Source organism: Candidatus Poribacteria bacterium, assembly GCA_026702755.1.
In the GTDB taxonomy this organism is placed as follows: Bacteria; Poribacteria; WGA-4E; order WGA-4E; family WGA-3G; genus WGA-3G.
This window is the reverse complement of the sequence record JAPPBX010000005.1, coordinates 1-13,600: the sequence shown is the minus strand read 5'-3', so window position 1 is coordinate 13,600 and position 13,600 is coordinate 1. Positions and strand designations below refer to the sequence as shown.

The 13,600-nt window shown below is 48.4% G+C and carries 7 protein-coding genes; 2 read left to right on the top strand and 5 right to left on the bottom strand.

The features are described from left to right. Nucleotides 1-207: 207 nt before the first annotated feature. The gene (locus OXH39_00935; protein ID MCY3548994.1) at nucleotides 208-2,160 is read right to left on the bottom strand and encodes a hypothetical protein; all 1,953 of its coding nucleotides are present in this window, start codon (nucleotides 2,158-2,160) and stop codon (nucleotides 208-210) included. A 91-nt stretch (nucleotides 2,161-2,251) separates the two neighbouring features. Continuing rightward, nucleotides 2,252-6,694 (bottom strand): hypothetical protein, encoded by a 4,443-nt coding sequence (locus tag OXH39_00930; GenBank protein MCY3548993.1) that lies wholly within the window; start codon nucleotides 6,692-6,694, stop codon nucleotides 2,252-2,254. 552 nt (nucleotides 6,695-7,246) lie between these two features. On the opposite strand from OXH39_00930, the gene OXH39_00925 reads away from it, so the two are divergent. Then, complete coding sequence (locus OXH39_00925; GenBank protein MCY3548992.1) at nucleotides 7,247-8,272, top strand: amidohydrolase family protein; 1,026 nt, start codon at nucleotides 7,247-7,249, stop codon at nucleotides 8,270-8,272. A gap of 281 nt (nucleotides 8,273-8,553) precedes the next feature. Here the strand turns inward: OXH39_00925 and OXH39_00920 are convergent, their stop codons facing one another. After that, a complete protein-coding gene (locus OXH39_00920) occupies nucleotides 8,554-9,249 on the bottom strand; it encodes a hypothetical protein (protein MCY3548991.1) in 696 nt (231 codons plus the stop codon). Nucleotides 9,250-9,412: 163 nt separating this feature from the next. Between OXH39_00920 and OXH39_00915 the strand changes: the two genes are divergently transcribed. After that, nucleotides 9,413-10,375 carry a DNA-processing protein DprA gene (locus OXH39_00915; protein MCY3548990.1) on the top strand — a complete coding sequence of 321 codons (963 nt, stop codon included), beginning with the start codon at nucleotides 9,413-9,415 and terminating at the stop codon, nucleotides 10,373-10,375. 81 nt (nucleotides 10,376-10,456) lie between these two features. Here OXH39_00915 and OXH39_00910 read toward each other — a convergent pair whose 3' ends face one another. Further along, nucleotides 10,457-12,883 (bottom strand): DUF5060 domain-containing protein, encoded by a 2,427-nt coding sequence (locus OXH39_00910; GenBank protein ID MCY3548989.1) that lies wholly within the window; start codon nucleotides 12,881-12,883, stop codon nucleotides 10,457-10,459. 12 nt (nucleotides 12,884-12,895) lie between these two features. Continuing rightward, nucleotides 12,896-13,600 (bottom strand): agarase (locus OXH39_00905; protein ID MCY3548988.1); only part of this gene is annotated, 705 nt, incomplete at its 5' end.

Here is a 13,600-nt window from a genome sequence, read left to right as displayed (position 1 = left end):
CTTATATAGTTAAAGGTGAATCTGACCTATGAGCCAAAATGTTGACGCTCACTTTACAAATTACGATCAGTAAATACTAAAAATAAATACGTAGTAATAGTATTATACACCCTATAGATATATTTGTCAAGTTAATTTACAAAAAAAAGCATAATTTCACGGAAATTTACGAAATTATGGATAATTTTTCACAATTTTTGTGTTTTTTCAGAATCTCCCAAAAACTCGCACAAAAATTTCCATGTAATTCTGATCATTAACATCCCCAATTGCGCGTTGATCTATGTAGCGTGCGCCGATATGCAGAAACATCCGCTTCTCGTAAGCGACAAAACTTTTTTCCATCTCGGCTAACAGTGCTTGACGGACAAAGTCGTTATCATTATCACGCATATCATTGAACAACAGAATTTGCCCACCACCGGTAAGTTTGATCGTCTTCGTAAACTGATACACGACCTTAAGGATAAGTGCTGAAGCCATATCCCGGACATTTGTCCGTTCAATTTCCCGTAATCGGAGTCGGCGAAAGGCTTCCCTACCGTCGACTTCTCCGCTTAAGGAAAGGTATTCAAGTCGGTCCTCTGCCATCCGAAAGCCGTTACGGATGGTGGACTTGAACATTGGACTGATCTCAAGGGATTTGGTAGGACGCATCCGGTAGAGAGTTTTGAAAATGCCGACCTCGTAATGCTGATTGTCCTTTTCAAAATCATAGTCGTATTGAATTTTAGCGCGAGCCGTGGTAATCATCCGGTCAATCCCCAAGTATTCATACGTGATTTTGGCAGTGTTAATCAGGTCGTTCTGCATCAGCAGTGGATCCTTGCGTCGTTTTTCGACTTCGGTGCCGCCATCAATACCGAAGAATTCCACACCCCCGTCTCTCTCCATTTTTCGGACCTCCGGCTGTGACCGGTAGAGCCGTTCTTCCGTTCCGCTTAAGAATCCCGCAAAATACCACGTTTCGTCAGGAATCCGGTCTTTTACCAGTTTCAGTTCGTTCTCAAAAATGAGTGAAGAAGCCCGCGCGAGTTCCTTCCGATAAATCAGATTGGCAAACGCTTTCGTTGAGGACGGTGTATTCCTGAGTCTGATATTTTCTTCAATCTGGAACCCAAGGTCTAAGTCAACCACACTCGCCTGTTGACTTATCTTACGGTTCATGAAAAGCCGAACACCTTGAAGTCCGACATCGAACTCGTAGTTAGGATCCTTATCATTTTCCTCTTCATCACGAATGCCGTTGTTGTTCTGATCGCTTTCGTCAAGGAAATCCTCATCGACATCAAAAAGCAGAATATCATCTTCGTAATCAAAGACACCGTTGTTATTTTTGTCAAGGTCACCGGGAATAATTAGAGAGGGAGGATCAGGGGGTGTGTTATCGGAGTAGCGGTCCTGGTCATCGTTATCACCAACCGAACGGGAGGCATCGAATCTGGGACCGACGCGATACGCTTCCGCCTGAAAAATTGTATCACCAACAGTTTGGAAGGCTTTGAAAACTGTTGTCGTCGCATCGAAACGCGAACCCAAGTTCTTTTGCAGCGCGCTTTTCGGCGTGACAGCCACCTCGGCTTTTATACCGTAGTTTGTGAAATTGGTTTCCAAATCCACTGCCCATACGGGTACCTTACGGTAGTACCAAGAAAGCCCTAACTGCGACCTGCCGAACTTTGTGACCTCGCGCAAGCCGATCCCGGACCCTTCCGTTTGTCCTTCTTGCCCATTCAGTCGATTGAGCAATCCAGGAACCATCAAGATTGTCCAGTCGGTGCGATCAGAGCGAACCTCCCAGCGGACTCCACTTAGGTCGATCTGATCGAAAGTGAACTTTGTGAAGGTCGTTGGCACTTCACCGAGACTCAGGATATTCTTGACCCTACCCGCGGTTTCCTCAATCACCATGACGCTATGAAAGCCGCGCCGAAAAAGGCGATCAAAATCAAAACGGTCTTGTCTAACTCGTTCTTCCTCTGTATCCGCGAGGAAGTTTCGTCTATTTGTGAAATCGTATTCGACGCGTCCGGATAGGAACAATTTACCGAATAGACTGTACGCATCCTCCGCCTCAGCATAGAACACCAGAGAGTAGTTTAACAGCAAGAGGAAAAAACATGGGATCAGGCACTTTCGGACACCTATTTTTATATTCATATCTTATTGGCTGTCAGCCATCAGCCATCGGCTTCAGTTAAGAGGGGCTGGTAAACCCAACTTTTCTTTACTGATTGCTGATTGCTGACGGCTATCTCAAAATATCCTCTGGTCCGTAAGACTCTGTGAAGGTTGTCCAAGTTCCTGTCCGTTTATCGAAACGACTCAATCCACGATATGTACCCAACCAAACGTAAGTGTCCCCTATAGCCATGGAAAGGATACCGTTATGCGCTAAACCGTCCTCTCGGGTGTAAGTGGTCCAGGTATTTGTCAACTGATCAAACCGACTGACTCCGGCATTGTAAGTGCCGATCCAGACCTCTGTCCCATCAACACCGATGGTGGTAACCTTGTTGCTGGCGAGTCCATCCTCTGTTGTATAGGCGGCCCAAACTTCTGTCTTTTCATTATAGAGCGTCACACCGAGATCACTGCCAAACCAGACATTGTCACCATCAATAGCGATACAACTGATTTCATCACTCGCAAGCCCATCTTTCACTGTGATTGTCTTCCAGATGTCTCTACTGATGTCGTATTTGCTTACACCTCGGCGGGTCCCAACCCAGACGTGTTTCTTGCTCGCCGTGATGCACCAAATTTGATCGGTAACCAATGATTCTGCGAACTCTTTAGACACAGCGGAAGGCTGAATCTCAGTCCCTGATGTGTAGGTAACCCAGGCGTTGAGGTCATCCGCTGTGCGGGGATACTTCCCAATCCCGGAATTAGTCCCAACCCAAATACTATCGCCGTCGCTGCTGACAGAAGTCACATTATTGGCGGGCAACCCGTGGTGAGTTTTGTACTGGTCCCACTCCAGAGCTATCTTATCAAAGCGATTCGCACCGTCGCGTGTCCCGACCCAGACGTATTGTTCATCCGTTACAATAGAACTCACAACGTTATCGGAGAGACAGTCTCTCTTTTTCCGCCCATGTCGGTCCCAATGACCGCCGTGGGTTTCTATGTGTTCGTGGCCACCCTCCTGCTGATAATTCTTCCAAGTCCCTAACACCTTGTCATAGCGTGACATACCCTCATCGGAACCGATCCAGACGAAACGTTCATCCGTATCTACTGTCCGAATGGTGCGTCCAACAAGGGTAGGTAGTGCCGTCAAAGGGGTCCAAGATTCCTTCCGCTTGTCATAACGGGAAAGCCCGCGCAAGGTTCCCACCCATACATAGTCCTCATCGACTGCAAGCCCATACTCGCCGACATGATTATGGAGCAACCCTTTGATATCTCTAAACCTTGCCCACGTACCAGAGGCAAAATGAAATCGTCGAAGCCCATCGTTGGGTGCAGCTAACCACAGATAGTCATCATCGACTGCCAGTTCGAGCGTTCCGCGTCCCGATCTGATTGTCGTCCACTCCTTGTTCCGCTTGTCGTATCGAGTAACACCTACATCCTCCCAAGGTCTGTAGAGTATCCAGACATCGTTCTCTGTTGAGATAATGCGTCTAATGGTATTCGCAGCAAGTACATCATTCGTTGAAAACGTCGTCCATTTTTTTGTCTTCTTATCGTATCGTGACAAGGGACGGTTGCTGCCCCTGTCCCATTCCGAACGCGCGACCCAGATGAAATCGTCATCTACAGTAATCCATTCCCCGCCTCTACCCGCCAGACCATCCCTTGGTCCGAAATCTTTCCATTCACCGGTGATTTCATTGTAGCGAGTGAGTCCACGACCAGATGAAAACCAGACCTCCGGTCCGTCAACCCCAAGTGCCTTTACACGCTCAACCTCGCGGTTATCTTCTTCCTCAACCACTTTCCACGTTCCAGTCGCTTTACTATAATGGTTTAATTCTAAACCTATCATTGGAATGACCCAGACGCTCAGTTCACTTACATCAATTCTATTCACATCGTCTGTAGAGAGTCCATCTTCCGTCGTAAAATGCTGCCACGTATCCGCCATTTTATCGTAACGGAGAACACCGTAATCCGTGGTGAACCAAACGGCATCAGTATCTACATAAGTCCAACGGATAAAGGTCATGGATCTTTTTTGAGTGGACTGTAAAATATCTAAGCGTGTGAAACGCCGCCACGTTGCCGTTGGACGATGAAACCGCGCAATACTACCGTTCGGCGAAGACCTCCAGTTAGTGAACCAAATGTAATCGCCATCAAATTGGATGTGTGAGACTTTGGTTTCAAGGAACGGCTCTCGCACCGGACGGGATTGATGAAGTACCTCTCTTCCATCCTGCGTGCCATATTCAATAAGACCGGTGTCCGTTGCCAGCCAAAGGGTATTATCTGCTTCACACAGAATGTCGCGAACGTTATACGGCACATTTGAGAGCGAATTCCAAGAATTGGAAGCAACCGCGTAGCTTCCCAGCCCCTGTGGTGTGCCGATCCAAAGAATGCCATCTTGAAAAGCGAGCGCGGTGACATTGGGGGACGGCAATTGGTCATTAAAGGACAGCGGGACCCAACGCTGTCGAGTGCTGTCATATTTTGCAAGCCCCTGGCGGGTTCCCGCCCAAAGCGTCTCTTCTTTTCCTTTTTCACCTGTGGACAACAGGACATTAACATACGGATTGGAAAGTCCATCGGCAGCACGTTGCATCTGCTTATTGACTATCGAATATCGCCAAACACCCTCAGCCCCACCAAACCAAACATTATCATTACTAACAAGCACAGAAAGTATAATCGGATTTTCGGGCGCGTCCGCTATGGCAAGCTGCATCCACTTTTGAGATATTGGATTATACATGGCGGGTCCCGAACTGGTCCCGAGCCAGACAATACCGTTGGGCTGTGTCGCATCGGTATCAAGTGCTGTTACAAAAGCTTCACTTTTATAGTTTTCGGTTGTCAGTTTTTGGTTTTCAGTTAAAGGAGTATCTGATCCAACAGCACCATCTTTTAACTGATGACTGATAACTGATGACTGACCACTATTCCGCGGCGTATGGAACGTCCATTCATCGCCCACATACATCCGCGTCCCAAGCCCTCGATCAGTCCCAATCCAGACGCGGGAATGGCTGTCGGCTGTCGGCTGTCCGCTATCAGTAGGTTTGTTATGGATATTGCTTTTGTTATCACTGCCACGAGAGTCCTCTTGCTGACTGCTGACTGCTGACTGCTGATGGCTAATAAGTATTGACGTGGTATACGGAGTCGGCAGTCCATCTTCTTTAGAGATGATTTCCCAACTGCGCGTTTGAGGAGCGTAAACCGAAACCCCGGCGACTGTCGCCATCCAGAGGTTCCCATCCGCCCCACGTGCTATGGCACGAACATCATTGTCGGCAAGAAAATCAGCCTGCTTGTAAATTGTCCATTCACCGCTCACTTTATCGAAGCGACTTACACCATCCTCTTTACTCGCGAACCAAACATCATTACCTTGTATAGCAATCCAACTCACATGATTGCTCGACAACCCATCTACTTTGGTGTAATGTACCCATGTATTGACGGGTTTGATGAACCGATGTACACCCGCATTAGCAGTCCCAAACCAGACTTGGAAACCGTCTGACCGAATAGAAGTGATCATATTGCTTTTCAGCAGATCGGTTTTCGTATAGGTTTTGATGAATGTCTGATCAACCGTATTGTACTGACTGACACCTTCTTCTTGCGTGCCAAACCAAACACTGTCGTCGTCCACTGCAATCGTGGCGATTTCGCTGTCTATCAAACCGTCCGATTTCGTATAGTTATTCCAAGAATCGGTATCTCGATGGTAGCGGCTCACCCCACCTCTGCTGAACCTTGGATCCTCATCCCATCCATGCGGATCCGGGTTTATCTCCCTATCGGTGCCAACCCAGACGTACTCCGGTTCGACGGCTATTGTTGTAATTACTTTGCTGACCAAGCCATCTTTTCGGGTCCGGACAGCCCAACTATCAATCGTTTTGTCATAACGGTTTAACCCATCGGATGTTCCAAACCAGACGTAATTTCCATCTATCGCAATAGAGGAGACTTCGTCGCTCGCTAAACCATCAATAGTTCGGAAGGTCGCGAAAGTGCCCGTTTGCATATCGTAGCGACTCACACCTTCATCTGTAGCGAACCAGACCCATTGCCCATCGACCGCAACGGCATTCACCATATCGTTCGCCAGCCCATCTTCCATCGTATAGTGGTGCCACTTATCCTGTTGACGGTCCCAGCGTGAAACCCCACGCGCTGTCGCAATCCATACATTGTCTGGACCGGCAGCAATACAGTTAACCTCGTTGCTGACGAGCGTCCGTTCCACGGGCCATACTTTTTCGGGGCGTGAATCTGCACCGGAATCCTCGAACGGAAGATTAGATTGCTGATCGTTCGTCAACGGTCCACACCCTATAATCACAAGGTGGACAAGCAACAATAAAGCACACGCAACCCAAGCAGTGTAAAAACATTTACCTTTGTAGGAGGGAACTCCGATTCCCGACACTTCCTCCACAACCCAATGGTTACTTTTGTAGGAGGGAACTCCGATTCCCGACACTTCCTCCACAATCCAATGATCACTCTCATCTGATCGCTTCATCATTTCCACCGTCTCCCCTTTATTTAAGTTCGCGTCTCGGAATCTGAAGACTGCCTTTCGTCACCTTGTATCTATTATGCCACAGAAACACTTCATACGCAAGAAAACCGTATCGGAAAGTTTCAAAATCCCTAAAGTCTCCTACAGTTCTGTAAAGTTGCAAAAACATTCTTTCATCGCAATAACTTTAGGCACTTCACAACTTTAGATGCACTCTCAAGCTTTCTTTTCTCTTATGTGACGCATATCAGCGGTGTATCCCTTAAAAAAGTTTACTGGTGTAATACTGCCTCCCACGCTCAGAATTCACTTAAGTCTTTGAGGCATCAAAAGGTGTTGACAAAAATGCCCTGATCCCCTACAGTGGACGCTAAGAATAAATGTAGCGCAAACTTTCCAGTTTGCGTCGGCTGTGCCACACACGCAAAGTTTGTGCTACAATCCTTGCCTGTGGGGTGTGCAAATAGAGTTTGCAACACATCCGAAATGTTTAATCAAACTGACGCTAAGAGATAGAACAAACAATTTGAAACCTATAAAGATGGAGAAATTTCTATGCCTTATGGAGACAACGACTGGCTCGCTTTAACTGAGGAACCGACGTTAGAACCGGAGATACCGATCTGCGACCCGCACCACCATTTTTGGGATTTCCGAACTGAGCGTATCCCTTACCAACGGTATCTGCTTCACGAGTTGATGGCAGACATTGATAGTGGACATAACGTGCGTTCCACTGTGTTTGTTGAGGCGAGAGCAATGTACCGCGCCGATGGACCGGAAGAGATGCGTCCCGTCGGTGAGGTCGAATTCGTGCAGGGGTTAGCAGCTGCAAGTGCAAGCGGTTTATACGGAACGAGTCGTGCAGCCGCTGCAATCGTCGGGCATGCGAACCTGAATTTAGGTGAACGCGTTGAACCTGTGCTGGAAGCCTTACAAGCAGCAAGCCCAAACCGATTTCGTGGGATCCGTCATTCCGTTACGTGGGATCCGCATCCAGAGATAGCAGGAACTTCTGCCTACAGAAACGAGGGACAACTCGCTCGTGAGGACTTCCGGGCAGGAGCAAGGGTGCTGGCGCGCATGGGGATGTCTTTTGAGGCGTGGATGTACGCACCACAACTCCCAGAACTCGCCGATTTCGCGAAAGCCGTACCCGATTTGACGATTATCTCAAACCATATTGGAGGCTTGCTACGGGTCGGTCCCTATGGTGGTAGAGATGATGAAGTATTGGAGGCTTGGCGGGAGGGTATTGCCGCAGTCGCGGCTTGTCCGAACATTCACATGAAGCTCGGAGGCATCGGGATGCCACGCACCGGGTTTGATTGGCACGAGCGGGAAAAACCGATCGGTTCCGAAGAGTTAGCGGAAGCTATAGCACCCTTCATGAATTACTGTATTGAGCAGTTCGGTCCAGAACGTTGTATGTTTGAAAGCAACTTCCCGGTTGATAAAGTCTCGTTCTCCTACAACGTGATGTATAATGCCTTCAAACGCTTATCAACAGGCTACTCAGATGACGAGCGCGCTGCCCTGTTCCACGACACCGCTACTCGTGTGTATCGGATAGATGCTTGAAGAAGCCCAGAAACGTTTAATTCCGCAAATCCAGGATTAATAGACATCCCTCCGGTGTCCAACTTCATGCACAAAAACCTCTTGGGTACTTGCATTGAAGGAATACAGTACTCGGTAATCTTTGGCAACTGTTAAACTGAATTTACCTCTGTGTATACCTTTCAATGCTTTTTTCGGGTGTTCAGTCCAATTTGCACATAAATTTTCCAGTTTGTCGAGTACTCTTGCCCGAATTGTGGGATGCAAACGCTGCATATCCGATATCGCCCGGGATCTTAGCACTAACGTGTACATTTCAATTTCACCCCGAACTTTTTAGCAACCTCCTCAAGCGTAAACGTTTCTGCTGTTCCTGCTTCAATCTCTGCTATGCTTTGATCAATCCTCTCTGCAACCTCTGGCCTCAACTCCAAACCTTCGTCCGGATCGTAGTGGTAGTCCTCAAAGGCGACTTCCAAAAGTTCATAAGCGACGTAAAGTTCCCGAAATGCAAGGTCTAATTCCTGATCTGTTGGATTCTGCTTAAGCAGCGCGACAAGCCGCACCCGTACCGGGAACAGCTCTTCGGCGACAAGGGAGCGGAGCAGATTTCGGTATTCGTCCGGTGGCAACTCGACGATTTTCTTCTCTGGCATCGGATCACTATTTAGGTAAACCCCCATCCGTCTGAAGTTACGCTCTTTGAGTGTTGTTTTCCGGTTGGCGAGGACATATTCCCGTTGTCGCTTGAGTTTTTTGGCGAGCGGTGTATCAGGGGTGAGTCCCTCAAGCGGATCTTCCTCGTAATTCTCCAACCAAAAGGCGAAATCCACGTAGTCACCGTGAAAATGAAAAAATTCCGCCTCCAATTCCACTTGGGGACTATCCTTAGCAAGTAGTGCAGCAAGCCGTTCCCGCGATTTGAACAACTCCTCGTTGACAAGGGTATGGAGCAACTCTCGGAATTCGGTCCGGTTCATCTCCGTAATGTTCGGCATGATTCTCTCCGTGTGCTTTACAATCTTGGTGTTAAGTATAGCATAAAACCCAATTGATGTCCAATACAGAAGCGTTGAATTCACGTGATCTTAGCACTGTGAAATTCGGTTGCTTCGTGTCACAAAACATGATAGACTTACTGCCGAAGGAAAGGAGAGAAAAATGAGCATTGACAGCGGTTATTTCTGGTTCCAGCTCTTTAGGACACGAGGCATCGGGCCCAAACATCTGGTCTCTATTGCCAAAATTTTGGAAGCAGAAAACCTAAACCCAGAAATGTTATCACTCAACCGAAGCGATCTCTCGGAGCAGTCTCCAGAATTAGCGAAAATCCTTATGGGAAAAATTCGTGAAGAGGATAGAGAAAAGGTATCCGCAGCGTACGAGCAACTCAAAAAGCAGGAAATCGGTATTATCTATCCCGGACACCCCAATTTCCCACCACAGATCCTTGAAATTGCTCCAATTCTGTTTGTCCAAGGACAGCAAAAATGCCTTAGGTCAGATAGCGTCACGATTGTTGGGGCGCGGGATGTATCGGATATAGGGATTCGCATTACGAGAAATCTGGCTAGTGAACTTGTAGGTGAGAGCATAAATATCGTATCGGGATATGCCAAAGGTGTTGACTCAGAGGCACACTTGGGTGCGTTAGAAGCAGGCGGAACGACAACACTCGTACTTTCAAACGGCATCAAGTGCCTACGTCGAAAAAGTGCGTTCAAAAAATTCAATTGGAATCAAAATGTACTTACGGTTTCACAATTTGACCCAGATACCACGTGGCAGGCATGGAATGCAATGGCGCGAAATCAACTTGTGTGTGCCCTCTCTAAAGCAGTCATCGTTATTGAATCGGGACCTGAGCGAGACGCACAAGGCAAAATGAGCGGAACCTTTAATACTGCGAAAACGGCACTTGATCTAAATCTACCACTTTTTGTTGTTAATCCGGGCTACCTTGACAGTGCCCCAAAAGGCAATGCCGACTTAATTGCGTTAGGAGGGTATAGCCTCAATCCCACCAATGGCGCAGAAGAAATTGTCGAACGTATCTTTGTCAAGACAGTGGAGTCTAAGCCAACTGCAAATCAGAATTCGGATGCACAGTTGCCACTCTTTTGAAGATTTCAAGACATCTTAATTGGGTTTCGTAACTTATCACTGGCGAGGTTTCAAACCTCGCCAGGAATAGTATGTGAATCTCTATTCACCCTGAACCAACTTAAACTTATGTGCTGCCTCTTCTACGCCGACAAATCGACTGTAAATCGCAACACGGCTTAACTTGCCTTCCCAATTTCGACCACCACTCGCTTCATCACCGAAGAGCAATGGATAGAGCTCCCAATTGCTGAAATCTCCCTGCGTGCCGTTGCTAACGTAGACGAGTTCACCATCAATATAACAGTAGACGTTTCCATCAAAATAACTAACGATAAGGTGTATCGGTTTCCGGACCTCAATCTTACCGAAAGAAAACTCACTGCCTGTGGCATTCGTCCCGGTCCGAGGTGTGCGGATCCTCACAGCAAAACGACTGCCATCCTGCCCGAAGGTAAAGTTGCGATGGGTAATGTCGTTTGAGAAAGAGATAATCCGTGCGGGACCATCCTGATCCAGATTGTTCGTCGTAACCAGACACTCAAGCGTCAATTGATTGCTCGCCTGACATGCTGCAAGAAGTGCCTCATTTACACCCTTAGTAAGAAATGCCCCGCCGGTCAAATCCATCTGTCCATCTTCACCGATTTTCGCATCGCCGCGAGATTCAATTTCCCCACTGTCCCCAAGTGTACCATGCCAAAGAAACACGAGTCCATCGCGTGAACCGGGAAATTCCGTGTGCGTTCCAATGTCAGCCGGTGCCGCCGGTGATACATGGATTGCAAGGGATGTCGTTGAGGTGTCGCCCTCCTCGTTCATCACCGTGAGCGTTGCAACGTATTGACCAAGGCTTTCGTAAACGTGCGTCGGATTCGATTCAGTGGACGTTGTCCCGTCTCCGAAACTCCAATGGTGTATCAGATCCCCTGCCGCTGAGAAATCCACTGTAAGCGGTGCGTTGCCTTGAAGCACATCGGCGGACGCTTTCGCCTCCGGACGAAGTTTCTCACCCGGTGCGTACGGTGTAAAGCGATAGGCAGAACCACCATCTGGTGCAGCGAAGGTATATTCCCCTGGTTGCGCCGTGCCGACTGGGATAACTTTCATGTTCCACGTATCCACACGATCGATTTTATAGGGCTGTTCGCCCTTCAAGTCCAGGGTCATCGTCTGCGGTTCGGTTGTGTAAGTCAGGTAGTATTCTCCATGTTTCGTGAGGATATACCGTCCCTTGTCATCGCCGATCGGCGCAAGCGTATCAAAAGCGGGTGCGCCAGCCATGAACGCTTTGAGAAACGCAATTCTCGGCGGACTCTCACCCCGCAGCACACCACCTTTTGCCCACCAGAGGAGGTCTTCAGGATGTTTGTATGTTTCTCCGTGTCCAACGTAGCAGCCAGAAATGGTGCCTGCCCAGAACTTTTGAACCATTTCTTCTGCTGTGATGTTTCCCCAACCTTGCGGAATGTCGCCCTCATAGCGGCACTCGTCATAGATAACAGGTTTTCCGTATTGCGTGCGATAGCGGATGCCCTGTGCCATGTTAGATGTCTGAATGCTCGTATGTGTCACCCACGGCTTGTTATGATCGTACCAACGCCTGCAGTTGTGGATCCCACGTAAACGCTGATACGGATCGTGATCTCGAATAATTTGGAAAAACCGGTCCCAGTCGGATTCCTGTTTCGCTGGCATGATGTCAAATTCATTTGCGAGAGACCACCAAACGTTACGGAAAGCTGCCAACCGCGCAACAGCATAACGGATGTATCGGTCATCGCTTTCGGCATCCATATTCTCAAAATCCCATCGGTCGTAGGTATGAAACAGGATGATGTCCGCCTCAATACCAAGGTCTAACAAGCCTTGTATCCGCTGCTCGAAATGCTGCCAGAATTCAGGATTGAACCTCGTGAAGTCCCAATCTTTTATCGGTTTCCCTTCAAACGGATAATAGACGGGTTCGTTTTTGTTATAGACATAATCTTTTGGAAAAATGCACATCCGCATTTTATTAAAGGGTGCCTCGGCGAGGGTTTCAAGCGTCTGTTCCTCCATTGCTGCCCCTTGATGTGCCCACGCATAGCAAGTCGTCCCAAATTGGTGATAAGGTGTCCCATCGGTGTATTGCAAATAGAAATCTTTATAGACTTGCACAGGTCCATGGTTTCCATCAGAGGGTTCGATACATGTAAACTGTCCACTCTGGCCGTCGAGTTCAGCACGGTTACTTTTCGTCGTGTAGGTCCATTCACCGGCTTCATCGGGCATGAAACGGATTTTGTAAATGCCATTTCCGTCATAGAACCCATCCGGCTCGAATGTCCGACCATTATGTGTAAATTCTGCAGTCAATTCAACCTCAATGAAGGGGTTTCCTGTGTCCGGTCCATTCAAGGTTACTTCGTATGTTCCCCAACGTTCAATCATATTCACCTCTGAGTTTTTTTGTGCATTCACGGTAGCTGCCATACTTAGGAAAAAAGCAGCCGTGAAAATTGTTATTGGTAAAATGTATCTTGTCATTGTAACCTTCCATTATCGGTTTTGTCTCCGTTGCATTTCGGTGTTGACAGCGCGAATACCAGCCACTGTCTTGTTAATCTGATTGTTTGTGTGGTCACGAAATCCGCACCTGCGCGCGTTGTTCCTAAGGTAAGCCCCACATAGGTGGTATCCAACACATTGCCGGATAGCCCACAACGCGTCCATCACCCGACGATAGTGATCTGTATCGTGCAAGCGGTCCGCTGTCGGGGGCCAGTTGGTGTCACCGTGTGCGCGTATATACCCCGCCGCGTCAGCCAGCAGAACAGGTTTGTCTGCGAAGTCCGCCCAGTACCCCATCTTCGTAGCGATATTCTCCACTGTCCCAAAACATTGAAAGCTGAGTACATCGACGTAACGGAGTGCCGCACGGACCACTTCATCGGGCAGCACAGCGTTTGCCTCCCAGCGGTCACCGAGGATTAGGTGGTTCGGGTCGTAGCGGCGGACAGCGTCATGGGTGACCTTATAGTAGCGTTCAGCAATAGTGGAGAGTTCGCGGCGTCCTGTCTCCGATTCAAGTAGATCTGGATCGACTAACGACCCGCGCCATTTCGTGGCAGGCGAGGCGTGCATCCACTGCGGGCAATCGCAGTAGAAGTAGCCGATAAGCTTGGGATCATCGCGCAAGCGTGCACACTCATCGCGGGCGACGTAATCGCACCACTCCTCGAAGTCGGAACTCATCAGGTCGGG